Annotated in this window: 12 protein-coding genes; 5 read left to right on the forward strand and 7 right to left on the reverse strand. The window is 63.2% G+C overall.

Going from position 1 to position 14,021, the window contains the following annotated elements; translation table 11 throughout:
- The first annotated feature begins 171 nt into the window (after positions 1–171).
- A complete protein-coding gene (locus AC51GT_RS17120; protein ID WP_496329529.1) occupies positions 172–1,680 on the forward strand; it encodes an MFS transporter in 1,509 nt (502 codons plus the stop codon).
- A 92-nt stretch (positions 1,681–1,772) separates the two neighbouring features.
- Here AC51GT_RS17120 and dmpG read toward each other — a convergent pair whose 3' ends face one another.
- The 3 genes from dmpG to AC51GT_RS17135 are packed head-to-tail and all read right to left on the reverse strand — an operon-like array spanning position 1,773 to position 4,584.
- Positions 1,773–2,834, reverse strand: a complete 1,062-nt coding sequence (gene dmpG / locus AC51GT_RS17125) for a 4-hydroxy-2-oxovalerate aldolase (RefSeq protein WP_496324938.1) — start codon at positions 2,832–2,834, stop codon at positions 1,773–1,775.
- Positions 2,835–2,837: 3 nt separating this feature from the next.
- The gene (locus tag AC51GT_RS17130; RefSeq protein ID WP_496329530.1) at positions 2,838–3,758 is read right to left on the reverse strand and encodes an acetaldehyde dehydrogenase (acetylating); all 921 of its coding nucleotides are present in this window, start codon (positions 3,756–3,758) and stop codon (positions 2,838–2,840) included.
- Positions 3,759–3,795: 37 nt separating this feature from the next.
- Complete coding sequence (locus AC51GT_RS17135; protein ID WP_496329531.1) at positions 3,796–4,584, reverse strand: 2-keto-4-pentenoate hydratase; 789 nt, start codon at positions 4,582–4,584, stop codon at positions 3,796–3,798.
- A gap of 163 nt (positions 4,585–4,747) precedes the next feature.
- Here AC51GT_RS17135 and kstD point away from each other — a divergent pair, with 163 nt between their 5' ends.
- Both kstD and chsH3 read left to right on the forward strand, forming a co-directional pair.
- Positions 4,748–6,493 carry a 3-oxosteroid 1-dehydrogenase gene (gene kstD, locus AC51GT_RS17140; RefSeq protein ID WP_496329532.1) on the forward strand — a complete coding sequence of 582 codons (1,746 nt, stop codon included), beginning with the start codon at positions 4,748–4,750 and terminating at the stop codon, positions 6,491–6,493.
- The gene (gene chsH3, locus AC51GT_RS17145; RefSeq protein ID WP_496324942.1) at positions 6,493–7,365 is read left to right on the forward strand and encodes an enoyl-CoA hydratase ChsH3; all 873 of its coding nucleotides are present in this window, start codon (positions 6,493–6,495) and stop codon (positions 7,363–7,365) included. The genes kstD and chsH3 overlap by 1 nt, the downstream gene beginning before the upstream one ends.
- Before the next feature lie 20 nt (positions 7,366–7,385).
- Here chsH3 and AC51GT_RS17150 read toward each other — a convergent pair whose 3' ends face one another.
- Positions 7,386–7,511, reverse strand: coding sequence for a hypothetical protein (locus AC51GT_RS17150; protein WP_496324943.1), 126 nt, complete (start codon positions 7,509–7,511; stop codon positions 7,386–7,388).
- A 196-nt stretch (positions 7,512–7,707) separates the two neighbouring features.
- Between AC51GT_RS17150 and AC51GT_RS17155 the strand changes: the two genes are divergently transcribed.
- Entirely contained in the window at positions 7,708–9,363 is a 1,656-nt protein-coding gene (locus AC51GT_RS17155; RefSeq protein ID WP_496324944.1) for an MFS transporter, read from the forward strand.
- A gap of 153 nt (positions 9,364–9,516) precedes the next feature.
- Here AC51GT_RS17155 and AC51GT_RS17160 read toward each other — a convergent pair whose 3' ends face one another.
- A complete protein-coding gene (locus tag AC51GT_RS17160) occupies positions 9,517–10,728 on the reverse strand; it encodes an HNH endonuclease (RefSeq protein ID WP_496329533.1) in 1,212 nt (403 codons plus the stop codon).
- Positions 10,729–10,931: 203 nt separating this feature from the next.
- Positions 10,932–11,558 (reverse strand): TetR/AcrR family transcriptional regulator, encoded by a 627-nt coding sequence (locus AC51GT_RS17165; protein ID WP_496329534.1) that lies wholly within the window; start codon positions 11,556–11,558, stop codon positions 10,932–10,934.
- A gap of 82 nt (positions 11,559–11,640) precedes the next feature.
- On the opposite strand from AC51GT_RS17165, the gene AC51GT_RS17170 reads away from it, so the two are divergent.
- Positions 11,641–12,384: an SDR family oxidoreductase gene (locus AC51GT_RS17170; protein ID WP_496329535.1), complete on the forward strand. Its 744-nt coding sequence runs from the start codon at positions 11,641–11,643 to the stop codon at positions 12,382–12,384.
- Here the strand turns inward: AC51GT_RS17170 and AC51GT_RS17175 are convergent, their stop codons facing one another.
- Positions 12,385–14,019, reverse strand: coding sequence for an AMP-binding protein (locus tag AC51GT_RS17175; protein WP_496329536.1), 1,635 nt, complete (start codon positions 14,017–14,019; stop codon positions 12,385–12,387).
- Positions 14,020–14,021 lie beyond the last annotated feature (2 nt).

Raw genomic sequence — 14,021 nt, forward strand, 5'->3', positions numbered from 1 at the left:
CGGAGTCGCCGATTCGGACAGATCGTAACCCCGAACCCGCTGACAATACGGTTCCGCGCGCTATTCCCACGGCGTCCCATTGGCCGGAAAGTGTCTGGCACCACACACACCACCAACTGTGAGCTGTACCTCGCGCACCACCGGCGCGCAACGTTCGCGAAAGGACAACTCATGGCACAAGCGGCGCCGACCACGACACCCCCACCTCCGGACAACGTAAGGGGGTGGTCGCCCAGATTGATACTGTCCCTGGTCTCGATCGTCGCGCTACTCGAAGCGTTGACGATGAACTACTCGATGGTCGCCACGGGCCTGCCGCTGATCATGGCCGACTTCAAGACCACGCAGGGCGCCTGGATCCAGACGATCTTTCTCCTCGTGGCCGCAGTGATCAGCCCGACGCTGGGCAAGGTCGCAGATACATACGGGAAGCGGAAGGTGCTGCTGTGCTGCGTATTTCTGGCGGCCGCGGGGTCTGCAATCTCGGCCGTCGCACCCAACTACGCAATTCTGATCGCAGGTCGTGCACTCGCCGGGCTGGTCGTGTCATGCCTGTTCCTGAGCTACTCCCTCATCCGTGACGTCTACCCCGCAAAGATCGTGCCGCTGGCGGTTGCCATCGCGACGAGTGGAATGGGCCTGATCAGTGTCCCGATGCCGTTCATCACCGGCTGGCTGATCGACGGCTTCGGTTGGCGCAGCCTGTTCTGGTTCTTCACGATCATCCTTGCCGTCGTCGGCGTCGGGATAGCGATGACGACCGACGAAACGTCATACCGCCTGCGCTCACGGATCGACCCCATCGGCGCAGTCCTGCTGGGTGCAGGCATCGGCGGGATCTTGATCGCGGTCAGTTTCGGGGCCGACTGGGGATGGTCCTCGGCGAGGACCGTGACGTTCTTGGTGGGCGGTATAGCCCTTCTCGGACTATGGATCGTCTCGGCGCGGATCGTGCCGGAGCCGTTGATCGATCTCGGACTGCTCACTCGTCGATCAATCGGCTTGACCACAATCACCGCAGGCACCTTCTACGGGTCGACCGCCTTGAGTTCGACGTTGCTGCCGTTGATGTGCATGACACCGGCAGCTCTCGGACTGGGCTACGGATTCGGTGTCGACGCCGAGGGTTACGCGTTGTTCCAGTCACCGCTGGGAGCCGCAACCGTGATCGGCGGCCTCGTCGTCGGCCTCCTCGTGGGTCGCGGCGTCCGGCCGAGGATCTTGGCCATCGCGGGGGCCGCGGTGCTGGCACTGAGCAGCTTCGGCGTAATCGCGGGTATGGACAGCCGCGCACTCCTTGTGGTGATGATGATCGGTATCGGCCTCGGCACCGGTCTGGGTTACGGCTCGATTCCGAACCTTCAATTCGAGGCGGTCCCACCGCAGTTGCAGGCCTCGACCGCGAGCATGGTGGCGACCAGCCAGGCCATGATGTCTGCCATTCTCCCCGTCATAGCCTTCAGCATCATGAACGCACACATCGGTCCGGTCGTCGACGGCGTCGGATTCTTCTCCGCCACCGGGATGAAGTGGGCTTTGGTGCTCTGCGGCGGCACGGCACTTGTCGGTCTCTTCTGCGCTGTGTGCATACCCCGTCAGATCACCCGGTTGTCCGTTCCCGACGCCACGGCGGCGGGTCCCGCACCGGCTGACGATCTGGTGGCACGCGTGGGCGGCTGACAGGTTCGACCACGGCCGGTGGTCAACCGGCAAGGTCTGCCGGGCAGTTGGCGACAACTGTCCGGCAGACCTGTCTTCCGACCCGAGCTCTGTCATCTTCCGGCGTTGGCATCCTGCTTCTTCTTGAGTTCCAGTGCGATATCGATCAATTGGTCTTCCTGACCACCGACGAGCTTGCGGCTGCCCGCCTCGATCAGGATGTCCGCGGCACTGACGCCGTACTTCTCGGCATGACCTTCCGCGTGCTTGAGGAAAGAGCTGTAGCAACCGGCGTAGCCCATCATCATCGAGGGCCGATCGACCAGGCATTCAGTGGGCATCACCGGCCGGACGACGTCCTGCGCCGCGTCCGCGATCTTCATGAAATCGATGCCGGTGGTGATCCCGAGTTTGTCGCAGACCCCGACAAACGCCTCCACCGGGGTGTTGCCCGCGCCGGCCCCGAAGCGGCGCACCGAACCGTCGATCTGCTGGGCTCCGGCCCGAACGGCGGCAACGGAATTGGCCACCGCGATGTCGAGGTTCTCGTGCCCGTGGAATCCGATCTGCGCGTCATCTCCGAGTTCGGCCCTCAGCGCCGAGACCCGATCCGACACCTGCTCGAGTACCAATGCGCCGGCCGAATCGACCACGTAGACGCACTGGCATCCGGCGTCGGCCATGATCCGCGCCTGCTTGGCGAGCACCTCCGGCGGTTGACTGTGCGACATCATCAAGAACCCGACGGTCTCCAGACCCAGTTCACGGGCCAGACCGAAATGCTGGATCGACACGTCGGCCTCGGTGCAGTGGGTGGCGATCCGGCAGATCTGGGCACCGTTGTCCTGGGCCGCCCGGATGTCGTCCTTGATGCCCAGACCGGGCAGCATCAAGAATGCGATCTTGGCGGAGCGCGCCGTTTCCACGGCCGCCCTGATGAGCTGCTGCTCCGGCGTTTTGGAGAATCCGTAGTTGAAGGAGGAGCCGCCCAGACCATCCCCGTGCGTCACCTCGATCACCGGGACCCCGGCACCGTCGAGGGCACCTACGATGTCGCGGACCTCCTGCTCGGTGAACTGGTGCCGCTTGTGGTGGCTGCCGTCGCGCAACGACGAGTCCGTGATTCGGATGTCGAGGGTGTCGCTGTACTTGCGAGGATCGTTGATACCGAACATGACTCAGACCCCTACCTTCTTGTGCGCTGCGGCCAGTTTCAGTTTCGCGATCTCTTCGCCGACCTTGGTGGCGGCGGCCGTCATGATGTCGAGGTTGCCGGCATACGGGGGCAGGAAGTCGCCGGCGCCTTCGACCTCGACGAAGATCGACACGCGGGCCATCCCGCCGTTGCCGACGCTCGGCGGGTCGAACTGGGGATCCTGCAGCAGCCGATATCCCGGCACATATTCCTGGATTTCCTTCTCCCTCTCGTGAATCGACTCGGCGATCGCATCGAGGTCGGCGTCTTCGGGGATGGCACAGAAGATGGTGTCGCGCATGATCATCGGCGGGTCGGCAGGATTGAGGATGATGATGGCCTTGCCTCGCTCGGCCCCACCGATCGTCTCGATGCCTCGAGACGTGGTCTTGGTGAACTCGTCGATGTTGGCGCGGGTCCCCGGGCCGGCCGACTCCGACGACACCGATGCGACGATCTCCGCGTAGATCACCGGAACCACCGACGACACGGCATGCACCATCGGGATGGTGGCCTGCCCGCCACAGGTGATCATGTTGGTGTTCGGTGCATCGAGGTGCTCCCGCAGGTTGGCCGGCGGCACCACCGCAGGTCCCACGGCCGCGGGTGTGAGATCGATGGCGGTGATGCCGGCCGCCTGGTACTTGGGCGCATATTCGCGATGCACGTAGGCAGAGGTGGCCTCGAAGATGATGTCCGGCATCTCTTCCGATGCCAATAGTTCGTCGGCACCTCCCGACATCGTGATCAGCCCCCGGGCCGCCGCCCTTTTCATCCCTTCGGATTCGGCGTCGATGCCCACCATCCACCGCGGTGCGATGACCTCCGAGCGTGCGAGTTTGTACATCAGATCGGTGCCGATGTTGCCGGACCCGATGATTGCTGCGGTGATCTTGTCTGCCACGTGTGCTCCTAACGTTGGACTGTGTCAGTGGCGAAATCTAGGTGAAATCCAAAGTCACACTTCCCAACCCGACAAAATTGGCAACAAAGTGATCGCCGGGACGAATATCGATCGCCCGGGTCGCGGTTCCGGGCAAGATTACATCGCCCTTGCGCAGTCTGACCCCGAAACTCTCGACCTTCCTGGCCAGCCAGGACACCGCGTTGAGCGGATGTCCGAGGACCGCGCTGGAATTGCCCTCGGCGATCAGTTCGTCATTGCGGTGCAGGGTGGCGTCGATGTTCCCGGTGTCGATATCGGCGATCCGAACCCGCTGCTCGCCCAGCACCCACCCGCAGGAGGAGGCGTTGTCGGCGATGGTGTCGGGTAGCGAGATCTTCCAGTCCCGGATGCGGCTGTCGATGAGTTCGATGGAGGGGACCACCCATTCCACCGCGGCGATCACGTCTTCATTGGTGCATCCGGCACCGGGCAGGTCTTCACCGAGGATGAACCCCACCTCCACCTCGACGCGGGGGTAGCAGAACTTCGTCGCGTCGATCGGCGTGTGCTCGTGGTACTGCATCACGTCGAGCAGGTGCCCGTAGTCGGGTTCGTCGACACCCATCATCTTCTGCATCGCCTCGGAGGCCAGGCCCACCTTGTGCCCGGCGATCGTCGCGCCGGCGGCCAGTCGCTTCCGGATGTTGATCAGCTGGATCTCGTAGGCATCGGTCACGTCGAGATCCGGGTACGCCGCGGCGGGTGGATCGATGGCGACGGCATGCTGTTCGGCGGCCGCGAGATCGTCTGCGATCTGTTGGCGCAGCCGGTCGGAGATCGTCATCAGTTGCCCCCTGCTCGGTTCTCACAAAATAGAACGTGTTGCGATTTGGACCCTCCAGAGACCTCGCCAACCCATTCCTGGCTGGTATAGCCTGCCTCTTGAGTCAGTTTATAACGTGTTCTACCTTGCGGGTGGAAGTCGGCGATGCGCGAAGGGGCGAATCATGAGTGGTCCGGACAGCGGACAGGGCGACGGCAATCAGCCGATCCCGGGAGACGAAACGTATGACGTGATCGTTGTCGGTGCCGGGGGCGCCGGAATGAGTGCTGCCATCACCGCCGCGGCGCACGGTCTGAGCACGACCATCGTCGAGAAGTCCGCCTACTGGGGCGGGTCGACATCACGCTCGGGCGGTGGAGTATGGATTCCGGACAACCGGATCCTGCAGCGCGACGGGGTGAAGGACGACCGTGAGGCCGCCCGCACCTACGTCCGATCGATCGTCGGAGACGTGGTCTCACCCGACCGCATCGACGCCTACATCGACCGCGGTCCCGAAGCCCTCGAATTCCTGATAGAACATTCGCCACTCGACCTCGAATGGGTCAAGAACTACTCCGACTATTACCCGGAAGCGCCCGGAGGCCGAGTCGGAGGGCGATCCTGCGAACCCCGCCCCTTCGATTCACGCAAACTCGGTGACGACTTCAAGACCCTCCACCCGCCGTACACGAAATCCCCGTTGAACGTGGTCGTGATGCAGTCGGACTATCGCTGGCTGAGCACCGGGCTGCGGCATTGGAAGGGCCCGCTCCGGTTCATGAAGGTCGGAATGCGGTTCGCCTGGGCCAAACTCACCGGCAAGAAGCTGATCGCGATGGGCGCCGCGCTGATGTCGGAACTGCTCCTCGGTGTGCGGCAGGCCGGAATTCCGTTGCAGCTGAACACCGGTCTCGTCGATCTGGTCACCGAGAACAACCGGGTTGTCGGCATCGTTGTCGAATCCGGCGGAACAAGACGCACACTCCATGCCCGCCACGGCGTGGTGTTGGCCTGCGGCGGTTTCGAGCACAACGCAGAGATGCGGCACAAATACCAGCGCCAGCCCATCGGATCCCAGTGGACCACCGGGGCGGAATCCAACACCGGTGACGGCATCAACGCCGGTCTCAAAATCGGTGCCGGCGTGAGCTTCATGGAAGACGCCTGGTGGGGTCCGACCATTCCGCTCCCCCGCGGACCATGGTTCGCGTTGTCGGAGCGCGCGTTGCCGGGAAGCATCATGATCAACGACCGCGGCCGACGATTCATGAACGAATCCCTGCCCTATGTCGAAGCCGTTCATCAGATGTACGGCGGCAGGTTCGGGCAGGGCGAGGGTCCTGGCGAAAACCTTCCCTGCTGGCTGGTCTTCGACCAGACCTACCGCAACCGATACATGTTCGCCTCGGTGTCCGGGCGGCAGCCGTTGCCGGGCAGTTGGTTCAAGTCGGGTGTGATCGCCAAGGCCGACAGTCTCGAAGCACTCGCGGAGAAGATCGGCGTGCCGGCCGATGGTCTCGCCCAGACCACGCAGCGGTTCAACGAGTTTGCCGCGAAAGGTGTCGATGAGGACTACGGCCGCGGGGTCAGCAAGTACGACCACTACTACGGCGACATCACCAACAAGCCGAATCCGAGTCTCGGCCCCCTGACGAAGGGCCCGTTCTACGCGGTGAAGATGGTGCCCGGTGACCTCGGCACCAAGGGCGGCATCAACACCGACGCGTCGGGACGCGCCCTTCGCGCCGACGGTTCTGCCATCGACGGCCTCTACGCAGCGGGCAACACCAGCGCGCCGGTGATGGGCCACACCTACGCCGGACCCGGTGCAACCATCGGTCCGGCAATGGTTTTCGGCTACCTCGCCGCCCTCGATATTGCCGCACACGCCCAACAGGACCGAGTGAAGGAAGAGAAGGCCGGCTGATGGCGATCGACCCGGATATTGCGCTGGGTGCGGTGGTCTCGAAGGAGACCTACAGCTGGAACGCCTCCGATGTTGCGCTCTACAACCTCGGAGTGGGCGCCGGGGCGGATCCGCTGGACCGTGCCGCCCTTGGCTATTTCGACGACAACGATCCGAAGGTGTTGCCCACCTTCGCAACAGTGGCAGCCCATTTCCATGACACGGAACCACCGAAGGTCTCCAAGCCCGGCATCGAGATCGATCTCGGAGACGTGGTTCATGGTTCACAGGAAGTACTGCTGCACAAGCCGATTCCGGCTTCGGGATCGGCAACCACCACGGTCAAGATCATCGAATTGCAGGACAAGGGTTCGGCTGCGGTGATCATCGAAGAGTTCACCACCGTCGATGATGCCGGCGAGCCGTTGTGGACCGCACGGTCGTCGATTTTCGCCAAAGGCGCCGGTGGTTTCGGTGGAGAGCGGGGCAACTCCGACAAAGTGGTCTATCCCGACCGCGAACCGGATCACGTCATCGAGACGACGACACTCCCGCAGCAGGCGCTGCTCTATCGACTGTGCGGTGACCGCAATCCGCTGCATTCAGATCCGGAATTCGCGGAGAAATCAGGCTTCCCCAGGCCGATCCTGCACGGTCTGTGCACCTACGGAACGGTGTGCCGCGCTGTTGTGGACACCCTGCTCGACGGTGATGTGAATCGGGTCGAACGGTTCGGCGCCAAGTTCACCGGAGTTGTCTTTCCCGGGGAGACGTTACGAATCAGGGTGTGGGAAGACGGATCCCGTCTCCTCATCAAGGCGACGGTGGCCGACCGCGACGACGCGCCCGCGCTGGGCGATGTCGTGCTGACAACTATCCGTCCCAAGGATTGACGAAGCCTGCCGGATTCGGGTCAGGCGGCACTCATGAAGATGGCAACCAGGCCGACGAAGATCGCCGTCAAGGAGCCCAGCAGAGTGAGGACGCGCCAGATACGTAGTTTGATGACGGGTGTGTTCTTGACATGCGTTGAGGCCATTGGATTCCCTCTCTAATGAACATGGCCAGCCCGGCTGGGTCGGTCGTCACCAGCAACATCGAGATGGTGTGTTACCAGCGTGACAAATGTGACACACGTGACAGGTGATACAGGCCAGCGACACCGGCGATAGTGATAACGATTACACAACACGAACAGTTGCCAGGAACAGGTTTCAGTCGCCTAAGTTAGATAAATGGACTCTTCCGGGGGCACTCCGACGCGTGACAGACTCGGCTTCCGCGCAATTTGGCTCATAGTTGTCGCCTGCGCCGCGCTGAGCCTGGTCATCGCCGCGATGGCGTCCCTCAACACCGCGATACCCGACATCGCCCCGGCCGTCGGCGCCAACTCCAACCAGGTCACCTGGTTGATCGACGGTTACACCCTCACCATCGCGGCACTGTTGCTTCCGGCCGGGGCCATCGGTGATCGATACGGTCGGCGCGAGGTACTGATCGGCGGGCTTGTCGTCTTCACCATCGGCTCACTTCTACCGATCTGGGTGTCCAACCCCGATCAGTTCATCGCCGCCCGCGCACTGACCGGTGTGGGCGCAGCGTTTGTCATGCCCGCGACGCTGTCGGTGATCACTGCCGGTGTACCCGAATCCAAACGCCATCTCGCCGTGAGTATCTGGGCAGGTGTTGGTGGATCCGGCGGCATTGCCGGGTTCTTCGTGACCGGTGTGCTTCTCGAGTTCTTCAGCTGGCACTCGATATTCGTCACCTTCGGCGTCTCTTCCGCCGTCACCGCCGTGCTGGCCTGCACTATCCCGACCTCCAAGGACTCGACCGCGCGCAGGTTCGACTGGATCGGGTCGATCACCTCGGCAGTGGGCATCGGCGCGCTTGTCTTCGGCCTGATCGAAGCGCCCCATCGCGGTTGGCTCGATCCGCTGTCGTTGCTCGCGCTCATCGGTGGTCTGGCGCTCATCGGGGTGTTCTGGTGGTGGCAGCTCAAGCGCACAGATCCGTTGCTCGACGTGCGGTTCTTCAACAACCGCGCCTTCTCGGCCGGCACACTGAGCATCACGGTGCAGTTCCTTGTCGTTTTCGGGATCTTCCTGGTGTTGCTGCAACAGTTGCAGCTGGTTTTCGGATACTCACCACTGAAGGCGGCTGTCGCCCTGATGCCGATGGTCGGTCTGGTGATGGTGTTCTCACTGATCGGCAACTGGCTCGTCACCCGAACCAGTCTGCGAATTATCCTGGTGTTCGGAATGACCGCGATGGGCGTCGGAGCCATCTATCTCGGTGCGGTTCAACCCGACGACTACAAGACCATCGTCGTGGCCATGGTCATCTTGGCCGTCGGCCTGGGTATAGCCACTGCGCCTTCGACAACCGCGATCATGGTCAACACACCGACCGACAACCAGGGCGTCGGCTCGGCGGTCAACGACACCGCTCGCGAACTCGGTTCGGCCATCGGAATCGCCGTCGGCGGAAGTCTGCTGGCGGCCGGCTACACCCGAAACATCGAACCGGTCGCAGCGGACGCCGAGGCCTCGATGCAACAGCTGTCCACTCAGCTCGACGCTGCCGGCCAGACCGCGCAGGCCCAAGAAGCCGCGACCGCCGCCGACAGCATCGCCGAGCACATCACCAACACTCTTGCAGAGGCGCTCCAGGTGGCGGGCCAACTGTCCCCCGTCCAGCCCGAACTCGCCGCGCGGATCAGCAGTGGCGCCATCGAGGCATTCGAAGGACCGATGGGTACCTCGTGCCTCGCCCTGGGCGGCGTATGCCTGGCGACGGCCATCGGCCTCGTGTTCATCACACCCAAACAGGTCGACGACGGCGCGGCGGAACGTGCCACCGCCAAAGCCGAAGCAGACATCAGCGATTGACGTTCCCGCTCGGTGCTGTCGCCCGGCCGGGTTTCGGCCGGGCGACAGCACCGAGCGGCACTTCACACTGTGGAGTTGTCAAAGACACCCGCGCGGTCCCGACGAGAAGACGGGCGCGCCAAGGGAAGTCAGTAGTTCAGGTCAGGCGGCGGGTCAGGCTGCCAGGGTCAGGGTGCGCCGGTTGTAGGCCGGTAGGGGTCTTCGTTGGGGGTCGATATCAGCCGGTGGGATCAACCACGGGTGTCCGTCCGAGCCCATGATCACATCCCAGCCGGTGTTGTGGACGGCCATATGGCAGGTGCGGCACAACAGGCATCCGTTCTCGAGTGTGGTCGCGCCGCCGTCCACGAAGTGCACGATGTGGTGGCAGTCCGACCAGCTGGCATGGCCGCCGCATTTCACGCAGCAGACGTCGCGGATGATGATGGCTTTGCGGACCAGCCCGGTGAACAGCCGTTTGGGTGGACTCAGATCGATGGGGACTTCCTCTCCGTCCAGGGTGACCGACGTGATCGCCGAATCACACGCCAACATCGCAGCGGTCGCCTCGGTCACCGGACCCATCCACGGCAGGGTGGCGGCCTCGGGATGATCGGCAGGCACGGTCACGTTCACCTCGGTCCGCGGCGCTGACACCAGCGTTTGTCCGCCACCACCGCAGTCCAACAACCGGTGCAGGGCGTCCGCGCGGCGTTGGGTTGGGGAACGCGGATCATCCGAGCCGTCGGGTTCCGGATGTGCCCGGGACCAGAGGTCCAACGCCGAGTGCAACTTTTCCCCGATCACCGCATCCACATCGAACGTGCCGACACAGCGGCCCTCACGAACTTTGTATTCGAGACTGTTCAACGACCGGTCTTCGGCCGGCGGCGGACCACCGGTATCTGCGGCGACCTCGTTACCCAGTGCCCGGGCGGCGGCGCTGATCTCCGCCGGTGGCGCTCCGGAGATGGCGTGGTTCAACAATTTTCGCTCGAACCCGACCTGCTGCTCGGCGGTGACCTGATCCTCGGACCGCCCGACAACATGGGCGACACCTTTGACCACCGCATCGACGTGCTCGGACGACAGGAATCCGTCGCGCGAATATCCGGCCGTACGATCCAGGCCGGCCAAGCCAGACCCGATGCGCGACCACCGATACGCCGATGCCGGCGCCGCACCATTGGCCTGCAACAACTTTGACGTCGTCGACCCGGACTTACGGGCGATACCCGACTCGTCGATCACCGCCGCACACACCGCGAGTTGATGCTCAGTGGTGTTACGTAGGGTGATCAGATCCTTCACCACCCCCAATACACGATCCGCATCGTCGGGTATCGGCAGGTCAACCAGATCGTCGACCATCTCGAGAAGTCGCATGACACAGCACCTTCCAAAGGGAGAACACATATCAGGGTGTCGACCGGAGTGTCTCTGCGGGGAAGGCGTCAGATACGTGATGCGTGTGGTCGATTGACTCCACTATATCTAGTCGAACACATGTTCGCAAGGACTATTCGTATCTGATTTCGTTCCGGTACAACAACTTTCGGTAGGAAGGCGAAATATCGGCGTCTGCCAATTCACACAGAAGGCGTGCCGATGCCGCGGAGAAGGTTGTCGACCAGCGCGTCGGCGAAGGCGATGGTCAAGGGTTGCGCCGGGAGCAACAGGCGGTGATAGGCCGCGCCCCACAGCTGGTCGACGACGACTTCGAGGTCGATGCCAGCACCAACCTCGCCCGCCTCCTGCGCCGATCGAAGACGGTCGACCGCCAGTTGACGGCGCGGCCGCGTATAGGTCGACTCGATTGTTGCGGCGAGCGCAGGATCCGATTGAGAAATCCCTACCAACTCTGCGATCACCCGACCGCGAGGGGTGTCGACGAGCAAGTGGATGAACGAATGCAGTTGCCCTTTGAGATCGCGACCGAGATCGCCGGAGTCCTCGAAACCCAGCTCCACCTGCACCGCCGCGAAATACGCTTCGAGCGCGAGCGCCCCCGGTGACGGCCACCATTTGTACAGGGTCATCTTGCTGACGCCGGCATGAGTTGCGACCTTGTCGAAGGTCACGGCCTTGATCCCGCCCGCGAACAACAGGTCCGCTGTCGCAGCCAGAACAGCCTCGTGCACTTCTGCGGCTGCGCGCCGCCCACGTCCGGCGCGCAGCTTGATCTCCTTGTCGGCGGGCAACCCGTCCGTCGTCATGGCCTCATCCCTTGCCTCATATGTACAAGTAGTCTACATTTTTAGTTATGTACAACTCGTACACATATGAACGGAGTGCGTCATGGACGACACGAAGCACAACGCCCGCACCGCCATCGTCTTCGGTGGCTCCGGCGGAATTGGAAAAGCAGTCGCCGAACGCCTCGCCGCCGACGGCAACAACGTGGTGGTCCACTACGCCGGACGCGCCGCGGCAGCCGATACGGTGGCCAACGGCATCACCGAACAGGGCGGCACTGCGATCACGGCCGGTGGTGACGTTGCGGACGAGGTGCAGATGGCGCACGTCTTCGATCAAACCGCCGAGCAGTTCGGTGGCGTCGACGTCGTTGTCAACACCGCGGGCATCATGCTGCTTGCGCCTGTAGTCGACATGAACCTCGACGACTTCGACCGCATGCACCGGACCAATGTCCGAGGGACGTTCGTCGTCTCCCAGCTCGCGGCCAAGAACCTGCGGCCGGGCGGCGCGCTGATCAACTTCTCCACCTCGATAACCCGTCTGCAACAACCGAATTACGCTGCGTATGCCGCGACCAAAGGCGCTGTCGAAGCGTTGACACTGATACTCGCGCGCGAACTACGAGGGCGCGACGTCACCGTCAATGTGGTCGCGCCCGGTCCGACCGCCACACCACTGTTCCTCGACGGCAAACCGAGCGAGCTGATCGACCGGCTGGCCAGTGCTGCACCACTCGAGCGATTGGGAGAGCCGGACGACATCGCAGAGGTCGTCGCCTTCCTGGCGGGACCGGGGCGGTGGGTGAACGGACAGACCCTGTACGCGAATGGCGGTATTGCGTGACTAGCTACTCACCGCATCCGACACCGACGCGCCGAGTGCGGCGTCTTTGGCCCACCGGTAGTCGGCCTTGCCGGCCGGCGTCCGTTTGATCTCATCGACCAACACCAGCTGACGGGGAATCTTGTAGCCGGCCAGCATCGTCCGGCAATGTTCCTGGATTTCGTCGAGGGTCGGCGCAGTCTGCTCCGGGCGGACCGCCACGACCGCCGACACCTTTTGACCCATCCGCTCGTCTGGGGCGCCGACCACCAACGCGTCGGCGACTGCCGGGTGCGCGTGCAGGCAGGCCTCGACCTCTTCGGCGAAAACCTTCTCGCCACCGGTGTTGATGCACTGCGAGCCGCGTCCGAGGAAGACGATCGTTCCGTCGGCCTCGACGTGCGCCATGTCGCCGAGCACCGACACCCTGGTGCCATCCGGCAACGTGGGGAACGTTCGCGCCGACTTCTCCTCGTCGCCGTAGTAACCCAACGGCACGTTACCGATTCGCGCGATCATCCCCACCTCGCCGGAGCCCGGTTCGATCGGCTCCAGTTTTTCGTCGAGCACCGTCATCCTCGGCGACGGCGGCATTGCCAGCGTGCCGTCCTCCCGAACCTCGAAGGCACCGTCGTTGCCGGATTCCGAGGCCCCGAAGTTGTCGCGCAGCAACAACTCCGGCTTTGCCGCGACCATTCGATCCCGCACACCGACCGACCAGACCGCACCGCCGGAGGTGATCGAGAACAGGGCCGACATGTCGACCTCGTCCTTCAGTTTGTTCATTGCATCGGCCAGCGGGGAGCCCATGCCGTCGCCGACGATCAAGATCACGTTGACCTTGTCGGACTCGATGGAGCGCACCACTTTTTCGGGGTCGAATGCTCGCATCAACACCAGCCGGGCGCCCAGGGTCAAGAACGTGAACAGCGAGTACAGCGCCGCACCGTGCATCAACGGCGCCGCGATCAGGAACGCCAGTTCCGGGAATTCCTTTGCCGCCGCGGCCACTTCGCCGAGATTCTTACGCGGGTTGTTGTCCTCGTAGGGGTTACCGCCCGACAACGGCTTGTGGAAGAAATCGTCGTGCCGCCACATCACACCTTTGGGGTAGCCGGTGGTGCCGCCGGTGTAGAGAACCCACAGCTCATCGCCGGTCCGGGGTTCGAAGTCGCGCTCATCCGAATATCCCTCCGGCGCGAAGGGAGCGATGGTCACTCCGGCCTGCGCCGCCGCATCGGTCAAGGCCTGGGACACCTCACCGATCACCAGCACCGTACGCAGCGTCGGGATCTGTCCGACGATCTGTGCCAGGTTCTCCTGGTGTTCGAGCTCTTCGACGACGATCGCCACCGAGTCGGAATTCTCGAAGATGTAGAGCAACTCCGCCGGGGTGTATCGATAGTTGATGTTGATGGGGACGGCGCGCAACTTGATGACACCGAGGATCGTGGTGACGTGCTCCAGGCTGTTCTTGAGGAACAGCGAGACATGCTCGCCGGCACAGATTCCCGCGGCGGACAGCATGTGCGCGACCTGATTCGACTCACGCTCGAGCAGGCGGTAGCTGTGGTCGACACCCTCGTAGGTCAACGCGATTCGGTCGGGAACCGAATCGGCGACAGTCTCGAATACATCGGCGAGGTTGAAAGCCATCT

The organism is Williamsia sp. z34 (assembly GCF_059553395.1).

What these genes read in the sequence shown, in the direction of transcription:
- chsH3 (WP_496324942.1), top strand. Translation starts at nt 6,493, where the DNA reads ATGGCGATCGACCCGGATATTGCGCTGGGTGCGGTGGTCTCGAAGGAG.
- AC51GT_RS17120 (WP_496329529.1), top strand. Translation starts at nt 172, where the DNA reads ATGGCACAAGCGGCGCCGACCACGACACCCCCACCTCCGGACAACGTA.
- AC51GT_RS17170 (WP_496329535.1), top strand. Translation starts at nt 11,641, where the DNA reads ATGGACGACACGAAGCACAACGCCCGCACCGCCATCGTCTTCGGTGGC.
- AC51GT_RS17135 (WP_496329531.1), bottom strand. Translation starts at nt 4,584, where the DNA reads ATGACGATCTCCGACCGGCTGCGCCAACAGATCGCAGACGATCTCGCG.
- AC51GT_RS17155 (WP_496324944.1), top strand. Translation starts at nt 7,708, where the DNA reads ATGGACTCTTCCGGGGGCACTCCGACGCGTGACAGACTCGGCTTCCGC.
- AC51GT_RS17160 (WP_496329533.1), bottom strand. Translation starts at nt 10,728, where the DNA reads ATGCGACTTCTCGAGATGGTCGACGATCTGGTTGACCTGCCGATACCC.
- AC51GT_RS17175 (WP_496329536.1), bottom strand. Translation starts at nt 14,019, where the DNA reads ATGGCTTTCAACCTCGCCGATGTATTCGAGACTGTCGCCGATTCGGTT.
- kstD (WP_496329532.1), top strand. Translation starts at nt 4,748, where the DNA reads ATGAGTGGTCCGGACAGCGGACAGGGCGACGGCAATCAGCCGATCCCG.
- AC51GT_RS17165 (WP_496329534.1), bottom strand. Translation starts at nt 11,558, where the DNA reads ATGACGACGGACGGGTTGCCCGCCGACAAGGAGATCAAGCTGCGCGCC.
- dmpG (WP_496324938.1), bottom strand. Translation starts at nt 2,834, where the DNA reads ATGTTCGGTATCAACGATCCTCGCAAGTACAGCGACACCCTCGACATC.
- AC51GT_RS17150 (WP_496324943.1), bottom strand. Translation starts at nt 7,511, where the DNA reads ATGGCCTCAACGCATGTCAAGAACACACCCGTCATCAAACTACGTATC.